This is a genomic window from Sphingomicrobium sp. XHP0239 (assembly GCF_039555325.1).
In the GTDB taxonomy this organism is placed as follows: Bacteria; Pseudomonadota; Alphaproteobacteria; order Sphingomonadales; family Sphingomonadaceae; genus Sphingomicrobium; species Sphingomicrobium maritimum.
In genome coordinates this window covers 624,589-642,236 of sequence record NZ_CP154608.1, presented here as the reverse complement: position 1 = coordinate 642,236, position 17,648 = coordinate 624,589, and the positions used below count along the sequence as shown (strand labels likewise).

At 64.9% G+C, this 17,648-nt stretch carries 20 protein-coding genes, 1 tRNA gene and 1 pseudogene; 14 read left to right on the top strand and 8 right to left on the bottom strand.

Annotated features, from left to right (window positions below; all coding sequences use genetic code 11):
- Nucleotides 1-26: 26 nt before the first annotated feature.
- Together dprA and plsY are read right to left on the bottom strand one after the other, a co-directional pair.
- Entirely contained in the window at nt 27-1,115 is a 1,089-nt protein-coding gene (gene dprA, locus WJT74_RS03280) for a DNA-processing protein DprA (protein ID WP_343346822.1), read from the bottom strand.
- Complete coding sequence (plsY, locus tag WJT74_RS03275; protein WP_343346821.1) at nt 1,090-1,728, bottom strand: glycerol-3-phosphate 1-O-acyltransferase PlsY; 639 nt, start codon at nt 1,726-1,728, stop codon at nt 1,090-1,092. Before plsY ends, dprA begins: the two co-directional genes overlap by 26 nt.
- Before the next feature lie 119 nt (nt 1,729-1,847).
- Between plsY and WJT74_RS03270 the strand changes: the two genes are divergently transcribed.
- Genes WJT74_RS03270 through hemA form a run of 3 tightly spaced genes read left to right on the top strand, consistent with a single transcriptional unit; the run spans nt 1,848 to nt 4,999 of the window.
- On the top strand, nt 1,848-2,903 hold the full coding sequence (locus WJT74_RS03270; protein WP_343346819.1) for an EF-hand domain-containing protein: 1,056 nt from the start codon (nt 1,848-1,850) through the stop codon (nt 2,901-2,903).
- Between the two features lie 45 nt (nt 2,904-2,948).
- Complete coding sequence (gene murI, locus WJT74_RS03265; RefSeq protein WP_343346817.1) at nt 2,949-3,737, top strand: glutamate racemase; 789 nt, start codon at nt 2,949-2,951, stop codon at nt 3,735-3,737.
- A 41-nt stretch (nt 3,738-3,778) separates the two neighbouring features.
- Complete coding sequence (gene hemA, locus WJT74_RS03260; RefSeq protein WP_343346815.1) at nt 3,779-4,999, top strand: 5-aminolevulinate synthase; 1,221 nt, start codon at nt 3,779-3,781, stop codon at nt 4,997-4,999.
- Here hemA and WJT74_RS03255 read toward each other — a convergent pair.
- Complete coding sequence (locus tag WJT74_RS03255; protein ID WP_343346813.1) at nt 4,996-5,454, bottom strand: DUF3429 domain-containing protein; 459 nt, start codon at nt 5,452-5,454, stop codon at nt 4,996-4,998. The genes hemA and WJT74_RS03255 overlap by 4 nt on opposite strands.
- Before the next feature lie 72 nt (nt 5,455-5,526).
- On the opposite strand from WJT74_RS03255, the gene rpiB reads away from it, so the two are divergent.
- From rpiB to WJT74_RS03230, 5 genes are all read left to right on the top strand, one after another.
- Nucleotides 5,527-5,952, top strand: a complete 426-nt coding sequence (rpiB, locus tag WJT74_RS03250) for a ribose 5-phosphate isomerase B (protein ID WP_343346810.1) — start codon at nt 5,527-5,529, stop codon at nt 5,950-5,952.
- A 13-nt stretch (nt 5,953-5,965) separates the two neighbouring features.
- Nucleotides 5,966-7,267, top strand: coding sequence for a serine hydroxymethyltransferase (gene glyA, locus WJT74_RS03245; RefSeq protein ID WP_343346808.1), 1,302 nt, complete (start codon nt 5,966-5,968; stop codon nt 7,265-7,267).
- Nucleotides 7,268-7,717, top strand: coding sequence for a transcriptional regulator NrdR (gene nrdR, locus WJT74_RS03240; RefSeq protein ID WP_343346806.1), 450 nt, complete (start codon nt 7,268-7,270; stop codon nt 7,715-7,717). It abuts the gene before it with no gap.
- On the top strand, nt 7,710-8,429 hold the full coding sequence (locus tag WJT74_RS03235) for an RNA methyltransferase (protein ID WP_343346803.1): 720 nt from the start codon (nt 7,710-7,712) through the stop codon (nt 8,427-8,429). The genes nrdR and WJT74_RS03235 overlap by 8 nt, the downstream gene beginning before the upstream one ends.
- A 92-nt stretch (nt 8,430-8,521) precedes the next feature.
- Entirely contained in the window at nt 8,522-8,848 is a 327-nt protein-coding gene (locus WJT74_RS03230) for a hypothetical protein (RefSeq protein ID WP_343346801.1), read from the top strand.
- Between the two features lie 2 nt (nt 8,849-8,850).
- On the opposite strand, the gene WJT74_RS03225 is transcribed toward WJT74_RS03230, so the two are convergent.
- Nucleotides 8,851-9,165 carry a chorismate mutase gene (locus WJT74_RS03225; protein WP_343346798.1) on the bottom strand — a complete coding sequence of 105 codons (315 nt, stop codon included), beginning with the start codon at nt 9,163-9,165 and terminating at the stop codon, nt 8,851-8,853.
- A gap of 57 nt (nt 9,166-9,222) precedes the next feature.
- Between WJT74_RS03225 and WJT74_RS03220 the strand changes: the two genes are divergently transcribed.
- Together WJT74_RS03220 and rpsD are read left to right on the top strand one after the other, a co-directional pair.
- A complete protein-coding gene (locus WJT74_RS03220; protein WP_343346796.1) occupies nt 9,223-9,474 on the top strand; it encodes a hypothetical protein in 252 nt (83 codons plus the stop codon).
- Nucleotides 9,475-9,612: 138 nt separating this feature from the next.
- Nucleotides 9,613-10,227, top strand: coding sequence for a 30S ribosomal protein S4 (gene rpsD / locus WJT74_RS03215; RefSeq protein WP_343346794.1), 615 nt, complete (start codon nt 9,613-9,615; stop codon nt 10,225-10,227).
- Nucleotides 10,228-10,300: 73 nt separating this feature from the next.
- Here the strand turns inward: rpsD and WJT74_RS03210 are convergent, their stop codons facing one another.
- Complete coding sequence (locus WJT74_RS03210) at nt 10,301-12,073, bottom strand: M61 family metallopeptidase (RefSeq protein ID WP_343346791.1); 1,773 nt, start codon at nt 12,071-12,073, stop codon at nt 10,301-10,303.
- A gap of 108 nt (nt 12,074-12,181) precedes the next feature.
- Between WJT74_RS03210 and WJT74_RS03205 the strand changes: the two genes are divergently transcribed.
- Nucleotides 12,182-13,162: an agmatine deiminase family protein gene (locus WJT74_RS03205; RefSeq protein ID WP_343346787.1), complete on the top strand. Its 981-nt coding sequence runs from the start codon at nt 12,182-12,184 to the stop codon at nt 13,160-13,162.
- Nucleotides 13,159-14,010 (top strand): N-carbamoylputrescine amidase, encoded by an 852-nt coding sequence (gene aguB, locus WJT74_RS03200; RefSeq protein WP_343346784.1) that lies wholly within the window; start codon nt 13,159-13,161, stop codon nt 14,008-14,010. The genes WJT74_RS03205 and aguB overlap by 4 nt, the downstream gene beginning before the upstream one ends.
- Here the strand turns inward: aguB and WJT74_RS03195 are convergent.
- Together WJT74_RS03195 and WJT74_RS03190 are read right to left on the bottom strand one after the other, a co-directional pair.
- Nucleotides 14,007-14,537, bottom strand: coding sequence for a GNAT family N-acetyltransferase (locus WJT74_RS03195; protein WP_343348068.1), 531 nt, complete (start codon nt 14,535-14,537; stop codon nt 14,007-14,009). The genes aguB and WJT74_RS03195 overlap by 4 nt on opposite strands.
- A pseudogene (locus WJT74_RS03190) lies at nt 14,520-15,206 on the bottom strand (uracil-DNA glycosylase); the annotation flags it as partial. The pseudogene WJT74_RS03190 and the gene WJT74_RS03195, both read right to left, overlap by 18 nt.
- A 66-nt stretch (nt 15,207-15,272) precedes the next feature.
- Here WJT74_RS03190 and folK point away from each other — a divergent pair.
- Together folK and WJT74_RS03180 are read left to right on the top strand one after the other, a co-directional pair.
- Entirely contained in the window at nt 15,273-15,782 is a 510-nt protein-coding gene (folK, locus tag WJT74_RS03185) for a 2-amino-4-hydroxy-6-hydroxymethyldihydropteridine diphosphokinase (protein WP_343346782.1), read from the top strand.
- Nucleotides 15,783-15,801: 19 nt separating this feature from the next.
- Nucleotides 15,802-15,877, top strand: a tRNA-Lys gene (locus WJT74_RS03180).
- Nucleotides 15,878-15,947: 70 nt separating this feature from the next.
- Here the strand turns inward: WJT74_RS03180 and WJT74_RS03175 are convergent.
- Nucleotides 15,948-17,591 carry an ATP-binding protein gene (locus WJT74_RS03175; protein WP_343346780.1) on the bottom strand — a complete coding sequence of 548 codons (1,644 nt, stop codon included), beginning with the start codon at nt 17,589-17,591 and terminating at the stop codon, nt 15,948-15,950.
- Between the last annotated feature and the right edge of the window lie 57 nt (nt 17,592-17,648).

The window sequence follows — 17,648 nt, the reverse complement described above, 5'->3', positions numbered from 1 at the left end:
GCGGCCCATGTGGGGGTCAAGCGAATTCAGCGCAAGCTCACTCTACCCCCCGCATGGCGGTCGAGCCGTCCGGCGAGGTCGAGCTCGAGCAGGGCCAGCTGCACCTCGGGCGCCGAAAGACCCGACTGGCGGATCAGTTCGTCGACCGAGACCGCGACCGGTCCGAGCAATTCCTCGACCCGCCGGCTGGCCGCTTCGTCGGGTTCCGGCTGCGCGACGGGCGCCGGTGCGGACGGTTCGGCCACCCGCGTCATCCGTGCGTCGATCGGACCGAGCTCGGCCAAAATGTCCTCGACATCCTGGATCAGTGTCGCACCGTCGCGGATCAACCCGTTGCATCCCCTCGCGCGGGGATCGAGCGGACTGCCGGGGATCGCCATAACCTCCCGTCCCTGCTCGCCCGCCAGCCGCGCGGTGATGAGGCTTCCCGATCGGGGCGCGGCCTCGACGACCAATGTTCCGGCACAAAGGCCGCTGATGATTCGATTGCGGTGCGGAAAGTGCCGTGCGGTCGGCTGCGTTCCCGGCGGCATTTCCGCGACCAACAGGCCCCGTTCTCCGATAACCGACTGTCGCGCTTCATTCTGGGGCGGATAGACCACGTCGATCCCGCCGGCGATCACCGCGATCGTTCCGGTCTGGAGCGCGCCGTCATGCGCCGCACTGTCGATGCCCCGTGCCAGTCCGGAGACGACCACCTGGCCCGCACGTCCCAACCCCGAAGCCATCTCGCGCGCCAGTCGGCAAGCCGCCGCGCTGGCGTTACGGGCGCCGACCATCGCCACCGCGGGTCGCGAGAACAGGGAGACATCGCCCTTCACGCTCAGGACCGGTGGCGCGTCCTCGATCCGCGACAAGAGCAGCGGATAGTCCGCATCGCCGACGATCACATGTCGCGCCCCGAGGCGATCGACCGCCTCGGCCTCCCGTCGCGCCTCGGCTTCGCTCGCGAGTTTCGGCGGACGTCCGCGTCCGCGCTGCGCAAGATCGGGGATGGCCTCGAGCGCCGCGCCGGGTGTTCCGAACCGCTCGATCAGGCGACGATAGCTGACGGGCCCGATCCGCTGACTGCGGATCAGTCGGATGGCGTCAATTCGGTTGGGGTTCGATGTCATCGTCTGCCCTGGCAACGTCTCGTCGGCGGCCAAAGCGCGGCTCGGTCCCTTTCAGGATCCGGGCGATATTCGCGCGATGTTTCCACCAGATGAGAAGAGTGAATCCGAGCAGGAGATTGAACAGGTCCTCGCGCCCCAGCGATACGGCGGCGATGGGAGAGGACAAGGCGGCAAGAAGTCCACCGACAGAGGACATCTTCGTCACGAGGAAGGCGAGGATCCAGACGGCGAGCGCGATCAGTCCGATCCGCCAGTCGAGCGCGACGAGGATGCCGAACATCGTCGCCACGCCCTTGCCCCCGCGAAACTTGAGCCAGACGGGATACAGATGCCCGAGCAGCGCGCCGATGGCGGCGAAAATCTCGGCCTGCGGGGGGAAGGCGTGTCGCGCGATCAGCACTGCCGCGACGCCCTTCATGACGTCGAAGAACAGCACCGTGAGCCCGACGCCCTTGCCGCCCGCACGCACCGCGTTGGTGGCGCCGATATTCCCGGAACCGACGCTTCGAAGGTCGCCCTTCCCCGCGGCCTTCACGATCAGCACCCCGAACGGGATCGATCCCAGCGCGTAGCCGATCAGCAGCGGCCAGTAGTAGGTCTGGAAAGCGTCCATGGTCCGGCCTTGGTAGCAGTGCGGGCCAGACTGGCAAGGTGATTGGGACACTGGTTCTTCTGAGAAGTACGGTCCGACCGCCCTTCCCGCTGGGCTCGCCTTTCGCCTACAATCGGCGAATGTCCACGTCCCCCGACCCGCTGACGAGCCGCGAACGCGAAGTTCTTGCAGGGATCCTCGATCACAAGACCGCCAAGGAGATGGCTCTCGAGCTCGGCATCTCGCACCACGCGGTCGAAAAGCGCCTCAAGCGCGCTCGCCAGAAGCTTGGCGCCGATACTTCCCTCGATGCGGCGCGGCTGCATCGCGACCGCTACGGTCGAACCGTATCCGGTTCACCGGACCTAGAGGCAGAGGGCCAGCCGGAGCAGCAGACTACCGAGCCGACACATGTTGGCTTCAAGACTGTTCGCAAAGGAACCCTCATCATGACGACAATCGGCATTCTGGCGGCGGGCGCGTACGCCTTTTTCGCTCTCTCATCGTCCCCCGCATCCCAGTCGGCACAGGGAACCCAGGAAGAGGCGGTCGAGAATGCCTTGACCGGTGAACTGGGCGCCGCAGCCGAGGGATTCGCCCGGATCGACCTCGACGGAACGGGCTATATCGAACGCGACGAATTCGTCCCTGCTTCGCTGGTGGGCAGTCTGGCCCAAAGCCGAATGCCCAAACATTTCGATCTGGACGCCGCCCTTGCCGAGTCTATGCGGCGGCGCAAGGCATTGTTCACGATCCTCGACGGCGATGAAGACGGCCGGATCGACAAGGGCGAATATGAAGCGGCTTTTCTCGAAGGGATGGTCCCGCGCACCTTCTTTACTGCAGAGCTTGGCGATTTTGCAGAGCCGGGTGATTTTTCGGGCGGCGAGCCATTCAAATATTCCAATCGCGTCGCATTCACGCCTCCCCCCGGTGAAGACCTTTACGACTTCGCCTTCGCTCGGACCGACCGCGATTCCTCCGGTGCCATCGAACTGAACGAGTTTCTCACCAGCTCCTTTCGATCGGGTCGCCCGACCTTCCAGGGGTTCGAGAAGGAGGCGCGCGAGATCTTCGCCTTCATGGACCGGGACGAGGACGGTCGTGTCACGGCAAACGAATTTGCGACGGTCAGTTTCACGGACGATGCGGGCAACGAATATCTGTTCGAAGTCGTGCCCTACGAAGACCGGTAGCCCGCCTCTTGCACTCGAACGAGAGGGCGGGCAGGAGGGCGGCAAATGTCGCCCGACGCCCCCCTTCTCTTCTTCGATTCCGGCATCGGCGGATTGTCGATCCTCGACCCGACTCGCGAGCGGTTGCCGAAGGCGCCGATCGTCTATGCAGCCGACAACGCGGCCTTTCCCTACGGAATACGCAGTGAGGCCGAGATCGCCGCGCGGGTTCCCGCCCTGCTCGGTCGGCTCGTCGAACGAGTGCGGCCGAGACTGGTGACCATTGCCTGCAACACCGCCAGCACAATTGCGCTGGACCATGTCCGGGCCGCGCTCGACGTGCCGGTGGTCGGCACCGTTCCCGCGATCAAGCCCGCCGCCGAACAAAGCCGGTCCCGGGTCATCGGCGTGCTGGGTACCGAAGCCACGGTGCGCCAACCCTATGTCGATACGCTGGCCAGCGATTTTGCGACCGACTGCACCGTGCTCCGCCACGGCTCCGCCACGCTGGTCGAACTGGCGGAACGTCGGCTAACGGGCGAACCCGTCGAACGGGCCGAGGTGATCGCCGCCGCCCGTCCGCTGTTCGATCAGCCGGGTGGCGAGAATCTCGACACCGTCGTCCTCGCCTGCACGCATTTTCCCTTGGTCGCCGACTGGCTGCGCGAGGAGCATCCTGACGTGACCTTCATCGACGGGGGACAGGGCATCGCGCGCCGGATCGCCTATCTGACGAAGGACCAGAACTGGCCCGAGACCCGCCCCCCGGGTCGCGGCCTCCTTACCGCGCCCGCCACGCCAGGTCTCGCAAAGGCGCTGACCCGCTTCGGAATCACCGACCTTTCGACCCTTTGACGCACGCGTAAGGAATTAGTAGAGGCTCCCCTCACAGGCCCATGGACTATTCGAGCATCTTCAAGAACGCGATCGACCGCCTTCACGACGAGGGACGATACCGCGTCTTCATCGACATCATGCGCAACAAGGGTGCCTATCCCAACGCGCGCTGTTTCCACGGCCACAACGGACCGCGTCCGATCACGGTCTGGTGCTCCAACGACTATCTGGGGATGGGTCAGCACGACAAGGTCGTCGCCGCGATGGAAGAGGCGTTGCACGACGTCGGCGCGGGCTCGGGCGGCACGCGCAACATCGGCGGCAACACGCATCTCCACGTCCATCTCGAGGCCGAGCTCGCCGACCTCCACGAGAAGGAAGCCGCGCTTCTCTTCACCTCGGGCTACGTCTCGAACGAGGCGGCATTGTCGACGCTGGGCAAGCTGCTTCCCGGCTGCATCATCCTTTCGGACGAACTCAATCACGCCTCGATGATCGCGGGCATTCGCAATTCGGGATGCGAGAAACGGATCTTCCGCCACAACGATCTCGAGCATCTCGAGGAACTGCTGCGCGACATTCCGGCCGACACGCCCAAGCTGATTGCGTTCGAAAGCGTATATTCGATGGACGGCGACGTCGCCCCGATCGAGGCGATCTGCGATCTGGCCGATCGATTCAGCGCGCTGACCTATCTCGACGAGGTGCACGCGGTCGGCATGTACGGCGCGCGGGGTGGCGGCATCTCGGAGCGCGACGGCGTCGCCGAGCGGGTCACGATGGTCGAGGGCACGCTGGGCAAGGCGTTCGGAGTAATGGGCGGCTACGTCGCTGCTGACAGGACCATCATCGATTGCATCCGCAGCTACGCGCCGGGGTTCATCTTCACCACGTCGCTCTCGCCGGTTCTGACCGCGGGCGCGCTCGCCAGCGTGAAGCATCTCAAGCAATCGTCCGTCGAACGCGACGCGCAGCAGCGCTCGGCCCGCGCGCTCAAGGAAAAGATGGCGGTCGCGGGCCTTCCCGTGATGGAAAGCGAGACGCACATCGTCCCGCTGATGGTCGGCGATCCGGTCAAGGCCAAGGAAATCAGCGACATCCTGCTGGCCGAATATGGCTGCTACGTTCAGCCCATCAATTTCCCGACCGTCCCGCGCGGGACCGAGCGGTTGCGCTTCACCCCCGGCCCCTTCCATACCGAGGCGATGATGGACGAGCTGGTGAAAGGGCTGATGGAAATCTGGGCCCGGCTCAATCTGCGAGACGTGCGCGCGGCCTAGGCCAGCCAGCCGCAGGCGATCGTCAACGCTGCCAGAATGATCGACAATGGCACGCGCAAAGTCATCCACCAGCGCGGGGTGTAGCGACGCCGTGCGATCCATGCGTCCACCAGCGGCGAGAAGAGGATGAGGCCGCCCACGATCAGCCCGGCGATGAACGGCGACAGGGCCGCGAAGCTGAACAGCATCACCATCAGCGCGAACACGATCAGGCTCGGCATTACCGACAGGATCAGGATGCCGGTCGGCAGCTTGCGCGGCGGAAACCGGCTCGCGAACGCCCACCATGTCCCGCCCAGAAAGGTCAGGATCAGACCGCCATACACCACGCCCCAGAACTCGATCGAGTGGGCAGCGGGACCGCCGAGTTGCCCGAGGACGATCAACGCCAGCGGCGGCAGGAGGCCGCCAAATCCGAGCAACGCGATCCAGGGTGGCAGGCCGAAGGGTCGCATCGGCGATACTGGTGCAATTTTCGCGGGCCTTTGGCTAGCCCTCGCGGCGTGCGGCGGCTAACAATGCGCATCATGAAAATCGCACTTGCTTCCGACCATGCCGGCTTTTCCCTCAAGGCGCTGCTGGTCGACACGCTGACCACGGCGGGTCATGAAGTCGCCGACCTTGGTCCCGTCGATACCGACAGCGTCGACTATCCGGACTATGGCGCCAAGCTCGCCGACCATATCGCCGCTGGAAATGCCGAACGCGGCATCGCCATCTGTGGGTCGGGCATCGGCATTTCGATCGCCGTCAACCGCAACCCCGCCTGCCGATGTGCGCGCGTTTCCGAACCCTTGAGCGCGGCGCTCGCCCGACAGCACAACGACGCCAACGTGATCGCGCTCGGCGAACGGCTGATCGGCACCGACATGGCCAAGGCGATCGTCGAGGCGTTTCTGACCACCCCCTTCGAAGGCGGGCGTCACCAGCGCCGCGTCGACAAACTCAGCTAGAGGCATTTCGCACATGGCCACCGCCGCAGACATCCGCCCCGACGGCTTTTTCTCCGATTCCGTCGCGACGACCGACCCCGACGTGCATCGCGCGCTCGAGAGCGAATTGTTGCGCGAGCAGAAGCAGATCGAGCTGATTGCGTCGGAAAATATCGTTTCGCAGGCCGTACTCGATGCGCAGGGCTCCGTTCTCACCAACAAATATGCCGAAGGCTATCCCGGCAAACGCTATTATCAGGGGTGCGCGCCCTCCGACGCCGTGGAGCAGCTCGCCATCGACCGTGCCCGCGAACTGTTCGACTGCGCTTACGCCAACGTTCAGCCCCATTCGGGTGCGCAGGCGAACGGCGCGGTCAATCTCGCCCTCATCAAGCCCGGCGACACCATCCTCGGCATGAGTCTCGATGCCGGCGGTCACCTGACCCACGGAGCCAAGCCGGCACAGTCGGGCAAATGGTTTGATGCGGTTCAGTATGGCGTACGCGAGGACGACCATCTCATCGACTATGACGAAGTCGCACGGCTGGCGAAGGACCATCGCCCCAAGCTCATCATCGCGGGCGGCAGCGCCTACCCGCGCACGATCGACTTCGAACGGTTCCGCGATATCGCCGACAGCGTCGACGCCTATCTCCACGTCGACATGGCCCACTTCGCCGGCCTCGTCGCGGCGGGCGAGCATCCCTCGCCTCTTCCTCATGCGCATGTCGTCACCACCACGACCCACAAGACGCTGCGTGGACCGCGGGGCGGCATGATCCTCACGCAGGACGAAAGCCTCGGGAAGAAGTTCAACAGCGCCGTCTTCCCGGGACTGCAAGGCGGCCCCCTCATGCACGTCATCGCGGCCAAGGCGGTCGCATTCGGCGAAGCGCTCCGCCCCGAATTCAAGACCTATTCCCGGCAGGTGATCCGCAACGCCCAGGTGCTCTGCGAGACTTTGAAGAATCGCGGTGCCGATCTCATCTCCGGCGGTACCGACACGCACGTCGGGTTGATCGACCTGCGTCCGCTCGGCATCTCGGGCAAGGATGCCGACGAAGCGCTCGAACGCGCGGGCATCACTTGCAACAAGAATGGCGTTCCGAACGACCCGCTTCCCCCGATGAAGACCAGCGGCATCCGCGTGGGCAGCCCCGCCGGGACGACCCGCGGGTTCGGCGAGGAAGAGTTCCGGCAGATCGGCGACATGGTGGCCGACGTGCTCGACGGCGTGGCGAAAAGCGGGGGCGCGGGCGATCCGCAGATCGAAGCCGACGTCAAACAGCGCGTCGAGGTACTCTGCGACCGCTTCCCGATCTACCCCGGCCGCTAGATGCGCTGCCCCTTCTGCACCCATGAAGCGAGCCAGGTGAAGGATTCGCGCCCGTCCGAGGACGGCGCCGCAATCCGTCGTCGGCGCCAGTGCGAAGGTTGCGGCGCGCGCTTCACCACCTTCGAACGGGTCCAGCTGCGCGATCTCACCGTCGTCAAGAAGGACGGCAAGCGCGAACCCTTCGAACAGGCCAAGCTGCAAGCCTCGATCCGGCATGCCTGTCGCAAGCGCAACATTTCGGAAGGGCAGATTGAACGTCTCGCCCACTCGATCCAACGACAGTTGGAAACGCAGGGCGACGAGGTTCCCGCCGACATGATCGGCGAGGCCGTGATGGACGGGCTGAAAGCACTCGACGACGTCGCCTACATTCGCTTCGCCAGCGTGTATCGCGACTTCAAGGAGGCCGGCGATTTCGCCAATTTCGCGGGTTCCGTCGACGATGAGTGATCCGCGCCCGCCGGTCGTCGTCCTCGTCCATCCGCAGCTCGGACAGAATATCGGCAAGGCGGCGCGCGCCATGCTCAACTTCGGGCTCACCGAAATGCGCCTCGTGGCCCCGCGCGACGGATGGCCCAACCCCGATGCCGGGCCCGCCGCCAGCGGCGCAGACCGCATCCTCGACGATGCCAAGGTCTTCGACACGACCGCCGATGCCCTGGCCGATTGCAGCCTCGTCTATGCCTCGACCGTGCGCCGCCGCGACCTTCACACCCCCGTCGTCACGCCCGAGGAAATGGCGAGCGAGATGCACGCCGCCGATGGTCGCAGCGCGATCCTGTTCGGCCCCGAACGGTCCGGTCTCGAGGGCCCCGACGTCAATCTGGCGCAGAAGATCGTCACGGTTCCTATCAATCCGGACTTCGGCAGCCTCAATCTCGCGCAGGCCGTCATCCTCCTCGCCTACGAATGGTCGCGCGGCGCCGCTCTGGCGCAGCCCACCCGCAAGGACGCCGAACCCATTGCTCCTGTGGGCGAACTGAACGCGCTGATCGGTCATCTCGACGGCGCGTTGATGGAGCGCGGTTATTTCTTCCCCGAGGACCGCACCGAGGCGACCCGCGCGACCATCCGCACTTTGCTCACGAAACCCCAATGGTCGAGCCGCGAGGTCAAGGCGCTGTTCTCGATCATCAAGGGGCTGGAAAAGCCCGCGCGTTAGCCCATGCGACTTCAACGGTGCCGCGTGTCAGACGCGGTTTTGACGGCAGCGCGATAGAGATATACGATGCTCCGATCAGAAGGAGTCGTACGATGACAATCCTGACCGTTCTTTTCGCGACCACGCTTGCCTCGAGCGCCTCGGTCGGACAGCCGCAACCCATCGAGGATGCCGCTCCCGATGAGGAAATCGTCGTGGAAAAGGAAGTTCCGAAGCCCGTCTGTAAGTCGATCCGGCTGACAGGAACGCGCTTCAAGCAGAAGATCTGCCGGACGCCGCGCGACTGGCGAGAAGAAGTGACGAATATGCAGGAAATGCGCGAGGATCTGCGTCGCGACGGGCAGGAATTCACGACATTCCAGGACGCGGAAACGAGCGGAGACCTGAAGACGGGTATCCCGAACGCCCCCGGAATCTGAACCTACCGGGCCGTATCGCGCCGGTCATACTCGATCAGCTCGTGGGCGATGCTCGTCTCGATAAGGTCCTCGTAGATCCGCTCGACCAGCGCCCGGTCGACACCTAGTTCGCGCGCCGCGTCGTCCACCTTTGCTTTGACCTCTGCCTTGCGCGCTTCGTCCCGCACCGCCTCGCGGTTCGGCTTGATGCGGGCGGCCGCGTCCATATAGCCGAACCGCCGCGCCAGCATTTCGACGAACTGCCGATCAAGATGGTCGACACCCGCACGGACCTGCTCCATGCTGTTGCAATCGCGCGGCATTTTGATGTCGTTCATATCCTCGACCCCGATGCGTTCGCGTATCGCCCCACCGCCTAGAAACGAGAATTCACTATGTCTACCCTGCTGATCGCCGCCCTGGTGGCCGCCGCCCCGACGCCGCTGGCCCCGCCCGCCACCGACCTCGCCAGCCTCGAGGTCGAGAAGAAGCGCGTCTGTACCGAGAGCCGCGGAATGGATAGCCGCGCCGCTCGCAAGAGCTGCAGGACCGTCTATTACGGTGCCGACGGGCAGGAAATCAGCAAGGACGAGGCCGAGCGCCGAACCGAGCGTCTGGAACAGGCCCGCAGCCGCTCCGAAGGCTGACAGCTTGCATCGGCGTGCGCCCCCCGCTAAGGGCGGCGCACGCAATTGATCCCGCACATCCGGTGAAGCGGTGATCGCGGCAGGCTCGCCTGTCGGAGCGTTCCGGATCATTTGATTGAGCTAGTTGGAGAAAATAGCATGTCGAAGCGCACGAGCGCCAAGTATAAACTCGACCGTCGCATGGGCGAAAACGTCTTCGGACGTCCCAAGAGCCCGGTCAACAAGCGCGAATATGGTCCCGGTCAGCACGGCCAGCGTCGTAAGGGCAAGATGTCCGACTACGGCCTGCAGCTGCGCGCCAAGCAGAAGCTCAAGGGCTACTACGGCGACGTCACCGAAAAGCAGTTCAAGCGTACCTTCCAGGACGCCTCGAACATGAAGGGCGATACTTCGCAGAACCTGATCGGCCTGCTCGAGCGTCGTCTCGACATGATCGTCTATCGCGCCAAGTTCGCGCCGACGATCTGGGCCGCGCGCCAGATGGTCAGCCACGGTCACATTCGCGTCAACGGCGTGAAGTGCAACGTCGCCAGCCGCCGTTGTGACGTCGGCGATGAAATCTCGCTGGGCGAAAAGGCCAAGGAAATGGCGCTGGTGCTCGAAGCGCAGAGCCTCGCCGAGCGCGACATCCCCGACTATGTCGGCATCGACAGCGACCACCAGATCACGTTCACCCGCGTTCCCACGCTCGACGAGGTGCCCTACCCCGTCCGCATGGAACCGAACCTGGTCGTCGAATTCTACTCGCGCTAATTACGCGACGCGATCACCGAAAAAAGGGCGGCAACGGTTCATTCCGTTGCCGCCCTTTTTCATTGGCCGCTCTCTATGAAGCGTTGGGGTGCGGCTTGAGCATCCATGCTTCGAACAACCGCGCCTGATCCGCGGTGGGATTGGCGACCGCCTCGATCCCCGGCAACACGGTGGGAGCGCCGAGCGTCAGGATCTTCTCGGACCGTTCCCCGCGGCGCAGATAGCCGACCCCCACGCTCGTGCCGGGCGACCGTTCGCTCAGCCCGTCCAGTATCTCCGGCGTCGCTTCTTCGCCATCGATCGTCACGATGACGTCGCCCGAGCGGAAGCCTGCATCCCACGCCGCGCCGCCGCGCGGAACGGCGCCGACCGTCGCACCCGCATTGCCTTGCCGAACCTGCCAGCCCGTGGTCGCGCCGGCGGACCGGGTCTGCGAGAGTTGCAGCCCCACCGGCGCCAGCGCGGCGGCATAGTCGGGCAAGAGCGGCGAATCGATATGCGCCGCCCACCAGTCGTTCCAGTCCGACCCTGTCAGTTCGCGGAGGATCGCCTTCACCTCATTGCTCGTGAACGCTCCGTCCCCCGCCTGGAACCGCTCCCACAAGCGCTGGTGGACGTCGCGATAACTGACCCGCCCATTGGTCCGCGCGATCATTTCCAGGTCCAGCAACATCGAGGCGATGGCCCCTTCGCGATAGATGCTGATCGAATCGTTGTAGCTCATGTCGCCGGGCGCCCCGATCCATTCGTCCATCGACGCTTGGCGTAGCGACTGCACCTCGCGTCCCGGAGTCAGCGCGTTGGACCGCATCTGTCCTTCCAGCGTGCCCAGCGTCTCTTCGACGCTGACCAGATCGGCCCACGCCATCATCAGGTAGGAGAAATAGCTGGTCGAACCTTCGGTCAGCCACAACAGATCGGTATAGTTCTCGGTCTGATAATCGTACGGGTTCATCCCCGCCGCGCGATACCCCTTCACGTTCCATGCATGGATCAGCTCGTGCGCGGCCGTTGTCAGGAAGCTGCGATACCCGCCGCCGGCAAAGCTGTTCCGCGGCCGTTGCATGATGGTCGACCGCGCATATTCGGTCGCTCCGCCGACATCGTCGGTCGCGTGGACGATGTAGAGATAATTCTCGAAGGGATAGCCGTCCCAGATCTCCTGGCTGGCGCGCCCGATCGCGGCCAGGTCGCGCTGCGCCGCGGCGAGGTCGAGATTGCCGCCGCCCCAGCGCACCAGCGCATAGTCGATCCCGTCCGCCTCGAACGTGACGCGTTCGCTGAGGCCCGTTTCGATCGGATCGTCGGCGAAGACGTCGTAGTCGGGAGCGGAAAAGCTGTGCGGTCCGGTCCGGTCCAGTCCCGACCAGCTTTGCCAGTTCTGGGGAACCTCCAGCGCCACCGTGATCGGCTCGTCCCGGGTCTCGTCCGCGTAGACGAAAATCCCGGCCGCATTGAAATAGGCATGACTGTCGTCGAAGTGGCGAAGGCGGTCTCCCAACTGGTCTGCGTGGATGCGATAGCTCACCTTGATCGGCCCCTGCCCGCGCGCATCGATCCGCCACGTCGACTTGTCGACCTTTTCCCAGCCAAGCGCCCTTCCGTCGGCACCGGTGGCGGCAAAGTCGCGGACGCCGTTGGCCTGGTCGATGATGGTGTAACGGCCGGTCCGCCACGCGGGCATCTTCACATCGAGCGTGGCACCGTCGGGGTCGGGGAAGACCGCCGTCACTTCGCCGCGCTGCCATTCCGCCTTGGCCAGATCCAGTTCGTAGGCGACCTGCGCGTGCGCCGAACCGATGGACAGCGCGAACAGGCCGCTCCCGCAAAGCAGTTTCTTCATCATCCTATGGCCCTTTCGATCATCGTTCATGCGCGACGATGGCGAACCCGCCGCGCCCCGGCAAGCCGTCCGCGATTGGCGTTCGACCAACGGCCTGCTAACCGCCCCCACATGAAGAACCCGCCAGTCGCCCCTCCCCCGCCCGAATGGGCAACTCACGCCGCCATGTGGATCGGCTTTCCGAGCCATGCGGATCTATGGGAAGACGATCTCGAACCCGCGCAGCAGGAGGTTGCGCACCTCGCCGCCGCGCTGTGGCAGGAAGGAAAGGGCGAAGAGATCGTCCTCGTCGCCGCCAACGGGGAAGCGGCTGATGCCGCCCGACAGCTCGCTCCTTTCGCGAGCGTGATTGTCGAACCGTTCGGCGACATCTGGCTGCGCGACACCGGACCGATCGTTCGCGGCGACGGGGTAGCGAAGGGCTTCGGCTTCAATGGCTGGGGCGGCAAATACGAACTGGAAGGCGACGACAGCATCGGCGAGCGCCTCGCTGCCGCTGCAAATCTCTCCTATGCCAAGGCCGATTGGATTCTCGAAGGCGGCGCGATCGATGGTGACGGATCGGGCGTCTTCATCACGACCGAGCAATGCCTGCTCAACCCCAACCGCAACCCGGGTCTTTCGCGCGAGGAGATCGAGGCGCGGCTGACACGCGACCTTGGCGCAACCCGGATCGTCTGGCTCGGCGACGGGCTGACGAACGATCATACCGACGGCCATATCGACAATCTCGCGCGGTTCGTGTCGTCCGGTACCGTCGCGGTCCCCGAGCCGGCGGGCGATGACGATCCCAACGCCGGCATCTATGGCGATGCGATGGCGCGGCTGCTCGATGCCGACCTTTCCGTGGAGGCCATTCCTTCACCCGGCGCGGTCGTTCGCGACGGCGAAATCGTGCCTGCCAGCTACATGAATTTTCTCGTCGGCAATGCCGCAGTCGCAGTCCCGCTCTACGGAGCGCCCAACGACATGGCGGCACTGGAAGCGATCGGCGCGCTCTTTCCCGATCGGGCCATCGTCGGCGTGCGGGCCGACCATATCCTTACCGGCGGCGGAAGCCTCCATTGCATCAGTCAGCAGGTGCCCCAATGACCAAAATCACCGTAGCCGCGCTCCAGCTCGAACTCGGCGGACAGGCGCAGGACAATATCGCGGCAGTCAGCGCCCTCGTTCGCGAGGCCGCAGACAGCGGCGCGCAGGTCGTCCTGCCGCCCGAACTGTTCGAAGGGCCGTATTTCTGCCGCGAGGAAGACGAAACGCTGTTCGCCACCGCTCGGCCGACCGCCAAACACCCCAGCGTACTGGCGATGCAGAAGCTGGCCGATGAACTCTCGATCTGGATCCCCACCAGCTTCTTCGAAGCTGACGGCCATCACCATTACAATTCGCTCGCCTGGATTGCGCCCGGCGGCAGGATCGCTGGCGTCTATCGCAAGAGCCACATTCCCGACGGTCCGGGGTACGAGGAGAAATTCTATTTCCGCCCCGGCAACACCGGCTTCAAGGTCTGGGCGGGTCCCGACGATCGGACGATGGGCGTCGGCGTATGCTGGGACCAATGGTATCCGGAAACCGCGCGCGCGATGATGCTGATGGGGGCCGAAATCCTCTTCTACCCCACCGCCATCGGGTCCGAACCGCACGACCCCGATCTCGACACCAGCCGCCTGTGGCGCCGCGCGATGATCGGCCATGCGGTCAGCAACGTCGTCCCGGTCGTCGCCGCCAACCGTATCGGCACCGAATGCGGGCAGCGCTTCTATGGCCACAGTTTCATCTGCGACGAGCGCGGCGATCTGGTGGCCGAATTCGGAGCGGAGGAGACCGGCGTCCTCACCGCCAGCTTCGACATCGCCCAGATTCGCCAGCATCGCGCCGCCTTCGGCTTCTTCCGCGATCGTCGGCCGGAGCTCTACGGCCGGCTCGCGGAAGACCTCTAGAGATCGCGTCGCATGTAGATGCTGTCGACGGGCCGCCCCCCGACCTGCGACGATCCCTCCTCGAATCCCGATCGTTCGAAGCCCGCTTTTTCCAGCACGCGGATTGACCCCGGATTGTCGGGATCGACGTCGGCAAACAGATAGGGCAGCCCCCGCCCCGCGATATAGTCGACGAAGGTGCCCAGCGCCTCGCTCGCCAACCCTTCGCCCCAATGGTCGCGGCGGATCATGAACCCGATCTCGGGAACGCTCCACAGCCCGCACTTGCCAATCAGTTCGCCATCCTTCTCGACGATGAAATCGTCCGAATGCGCCTCGTCGACCTCGATCATCGACCGCAGCCATTCCTCGGTCTCGAACATCGTGTCGTGGACCGGACGCGACCAGCAACGCATCGTCTCCTCGTCGGTGAAGAGTTCATGCAGCGCCGCCGCATCGTCGGATCGCGCGCGGCGCAGCACCAGGCGGTCGGTCCGCAGTTCCTCCGCCCGCTCGCCCGTCAGCCCCGGCGACACGGCCCTGCGCATCGCCTCCAGAAACATCGCGTCGCTCAGACGGCCGGTATTCTGGTTGTAGCGGCTGCAGTGATAGCTATCGACCAGCCGCAGTCCGTCCGGTCCTTCGTGCACCGCGCCATGCCCGAACTTGTTGGCGTTCAACGTCATGCCCAGGGTCTTGCAGGCGGCATCGTGCGCGATCTTGCCGAGGCAGAAGAGCGTATGCACCTTGGGTAGCATCCCTAGCATTTCCTGCAGGAACGGGCGGCAATTGTTCGCCTCCTGACCCGTCGGCTTGTTCTCGGGCGGCAGGCATTTGACGGCGTTGAGGATGATGGCTCCCTTGAGCTTCAGCCCGTCATCGATGCGGCTGTCGTATGTGCCGACCGACAGCCCCACCCTGCGAAACGTGTCGAACAGCAGATCGCCCGCGAAATCCCCCGTGAACGGCCGCCCCGTCCGATTGGCTCCGTGCTTCCCGGGGGCCAACCCGATGACCGCCACTCCCGCCTCGCGATCTCCGAAGGCCGGGACCGGCGCATTGTACCAGTCGGGGTATTCTCCCCGCAGCTGCATGCGGAAATCGACCAAACGCGGGCAAAGCGGACAGTCGCGGGGCGGTTCGGCCGACGGCAGCGGCGACAGGTCGGCGGGCGAGAGGGTCGAGGCATCCCCGTCGGGGGCGAACGGATCGGACATGCTTCACGCCCTATACGCCCGTCCCGATCTTGTCGAACGCCCGAATTTGCTTTCTAGCGGGTCGAGATGAGCAGCGCGGATCACATCTACGGCATCGGCATCGGTTCCAACCGCCGTCACCATCGGCATGGCCGCCCCGAACAGGTCGTCGCCGCCGCGTTCGAGCGGCTCGAGGCCGATTTCAGCCTCTTCGACGCGTCTCCGATCATCGGCAATCGTGCCTTCGGCTTCGCGGGGCGCGACTTCGCCAACGCCGCCGCGCTGGTGGAAAGCGAACTCGAACCCGACGCCATGCTGGCAGCACTCAAGATCATCGAACATGACTTCGGGCGTAGGGGCGGCCGTCGCTGGGGCGACCGCGTCCTCGATCTCGACATTCTGGCATGGGACGGCGGCACCTACGTCGCCCGCGATCTCGTCATACCGCATCCGGCGCTGGAGGAGCGCGCCAGCGCACTTTTCCCGCTTGCCCGGATCGCTCCCGACTGGCGTGCCGGCGGTTCGCTCAAGCTCCGCCATCTCGCCGCCCGTCTCGCATCCCCCAAGCCCCTTGAACCCTCCGCCACCGCCCGCTAACGCGGTGGCCGGCTGGTGAGGGCCGTTAGCTCAGTTGGTAGAGCAACTGACTTTTAATCAGTAGGTCGCAGGTTCGACCCCTGCACGGCTCACCAGCCAATTCAAACACTTGCGCTGACTTCGGAACGAGGCATTTTAAAAAGCGGACCTGCGTTCATCCCGACACTACCGCCCCCCGCGCCACCGACTGATGGCCCGATCGACGGTCGCTCGTTCATCCCCCTCGCGGTTCCACAAGGCGGCAAAGGCGGGATCGTCCGAATTGGGACGCCGCTCTTCTTCCAGCGTATCGAACCGCAGACGCAAGGGCAGCGACACGCCTTCTCCGCTCACGACCGCCTCGCGGTTGCGGAGCGCGGGGATAGCATCGATCAGGCTCTGGGCGCCTTCCGGCATGGCTGCCGCGACGACCTCCTGATCGCGATGATTGTTGAGACGCATCGACAGGATCGTTCCGCATTGCGAAAGAACGCCGCTCGCCAGGTCGGACGGCCGCTGGGTGACCAGCCCTAGGCTCACACCATATTTGCGCCCCTCCTTCGCAATTCGCTCGAGGACGCGCCGCACCGCCTGGCCGCCTCCCGAGCCATCATCGCGCGGCACGTACCGATGCGCCTCTTCGCAGATGAACAGGATCGGGTGCTGCTCTTCCTCGCGTGCCCAGACGGCATAGTCGAGCGCGAGGCGACCCAACGTCGATACCACCGTCCTCACCACGTCCGAGGGCACGCCCGACACGTCGATGATCGACAGCGGCTTGCCCTCGGCAGGCAGCCGGAAGAGCGTCGTCATCACGTCCGCCATCCTGTCCTGCACCAGCATGCCCGCGAACATGAACTGATAGCGCGGATCGGTCCGCACTTCGTCGAGCTTCTTGATGATCCGCTGGTACGGCCCGGCCTCGTTTCCGCGATCGAGTCGTCCCATCTCGTCGATGAGGATCTGGTGGAGGTCGCTCAGGAGATAGGGGACGGGCGTGTCGACCGTGACGCCCTCCGACCCGCTCGTAGTGGTGAGGCCCTGCCCCGCCTTTCGCCGTGCCGTCAGGAGCGCCTTGGCGAGAATGTCGGTGTCGCGCCGCCGGTCCGCACCCTCGCTCGTCAGCAACACCTCGGCATGCTCGTCGAGGTTCATGAGCCAGTAGGGCAATTGCAGATTGTCCGCCGAGAAGAGCGCGGCATTCTGCGCGAAGGCTGCGCCATATTCACCGTGCGGATCGATCATGACGACATGACCCTTCGGAGCGATCTCGGCGATGCGATGGAGAATGAGGGCGACCGCGGTCGACTTCCCGGTACCGGTCGAGCCCAGCACCGCGAAATGCTTGCCGAGCAGCGGGTCGACATAGAGGGCGGCGCGGATATCGCTGGTCGGATAGACCGTGCCGACGGTGATGTGCGCGCGCGCGTCGGCGGCGAAGACGGTCGACAGGTCGGCGTCGGTCACCGGATAGACCTCCGTCCCGGGCAGCGGAAACAGCGTCACGCCCTGGCGGAAGTCGCGCAACACTCCCTCTTCGTCCGCAGACCCTTCGCCCACGAAATCGATCTCGCCCACCAGCCCGTCGGAACCGGTTCGCAGCCCCCGTACGGTCGCCAGGACCATCCCCTCCCCGACCCGCATCTTCACGTGGTTTCCGACCTGTCCGGACAGCCGCAGCGCCGGATCGTCCGCTTCCGCCAAGGCGTGAAGGGCGGCCACCGACAGCACGATCCGCGACGATGCTCCCGCCACGTCGCGAACCGTGCCGATGGGCAGCGTTCGCAAGAGGTCCGTTGACTTCGGCTGGTCCCGATCGGTCGCGTTCATCGCCTCTATCCCCCATTCTGTCGCCGCACGCCCCGCGGCCCCGGATCGCGCATGGTG

What these genes read in the sequence shown, in the direction of transcription:
- rpsD (WP_343346794.1), top strand. Translation starts at nt 9,613, where the DNA reads ATGTCGAAGCGCACGAGCGCCAAGTATAAACTCGACCGTCGCATGGGC.
- WJT74_RS03255 (WP_343346813.1), bottom strand. Translation starts at nt 5,454, where the DNA reads ATGCGACCCTTCGGCCTGCCACCCTGGATCGCGTTGCTCGGATTTGGC.
- nrdR (WP_343346806.1), top strand. Translation starts at nt 7,268, where the DNA reads ATGCGCTGCCCCTTCTGCACCCATGAAGCGAGCCAGGTGAAGGATTCG.
- rpiB (WP_343346810.1), top strand. Translation starts at nt 5,527, where the DNA reads ATGAAAATCGCACTTGCTTCCGACCATGCCGGCTTTTCCCTCAAGGCG.
- WJT74_RS03225 (WP_343346798.1), bottom strand. Translation starts at nt 9,165, where the DNA reads ATGAACGACATCAAAATGCCGCGCGATTGCAACAGCATGGAGCAGGTC.
- dprA (WP_343346822.1), bottom strand. Translation starts at nt 1,115, where the DNA reads ATGACATCGAACCCCAACCGAATTGACGCCATCCGACTGATCCGCAGT.
- WJT74_RS03230 (WP_343346801.1), top strand. Translation starts at nt 8,522, where the DNA reads ATGACAATCCTGACCGTTCTTTTCGCGACCACGCTTGCCTCGAGCGCC.
- WJT74_RS03235 (WP_343346803.1), top strand. Translation starts at nt 7,710, where the DNA reads ATGAGTGATCCGCGCCCGCCGGTCGTCGTCCTCGTCCATCCGCAGCTC.
- WJT74_RS03175 (WP_343346780.1), bottom strand. Translation starts at nt 17,591, where the DNA reads ATGAACGCGACCGATCGGGACCAGCCGAAGTCAACGGACCTCTTGCGA.
- hemA (WP_343346815.1), top strand. Translation starts at nt 3,779, where the DNA reads ATGGACTATTCGAGCATCTTCAAGAACGCGATCGACCGCCTTCACGAC.
- glyA (WP_343346808.1), top strand. Translation starts at nt 5,966, where the DNA reads ATGGCCACCGCCGCAGACATCCGCCCCGACGGCTTTTTCTCCGATTCC.
- WJT74_RS03195 (WP_343348068.1), bottom strand. Translation starts at nt 14,537, where the DNA reads ATGCGCAGGGCCGTGTCGCCGGGGCTGACGGGCGAGCGGGCGGAGGAA.
- WJT74_RS03270 (WP_343346819.1), top strand. Translation starts at nt 1,848, where the DNA reads ATGTCCACGTCCCCCGACCCGCTGACGAGCCGCGAACGCGAAGTTCTT.
- murI (WP_343346817.1), top strand. Translation starts at nt 2,949, where the DNA reads ATGTCGCCCGACGCCCCCCTTCTCTTCTTCGATTCCGGCATCGGCGGA.
- plsY (WP_343346821.1), bottom strand. Translation starts at nt 1,728, where the DNA reads ATGGACGCTTTCCAGACCTACTACTGGCCGCTGCTGATCGGCTACGCG.
- folK (WP_343346782.1), top strand. Translation starts at nt 15,273, where the DNA reads ATGAGCAGCGCGGATCACATCTACGGCATCGGCATCGGTTCCAACCGC.
- WJT74_RS03210 (WP_343346791.1), bottom strand. Translation starts at nt 12,073, where the DNA reads ATGATGAAGAAACTGCTTTGCGGGAGCGGCCTGTTCGCGCTGTCCATC.
- WJT74_RS03205 (WP_343346787.1), top strand. Translation starts at nt 12,182, where the DNA reads ATGAAGAACCCGCCAGTCGCCCCTCCCCCGCCCGAATGGGCAACTCAC.
- aguB (WP_343346784.1), top strand. Translation starts at nt 13,159, where the DNA reads ATGACCAAAATCACCGTAGCCGCGCTCCAGCTCGAACTCGGCGGACAG.
- WJT74_RS03220 (WP_343346796.1), top strand. Translation starts at nt 9,223, where the DNA reads ATGTCTACCCTGCTGATCGCCGCCCTGGTGGCCGCCGCCCCGACGCCG.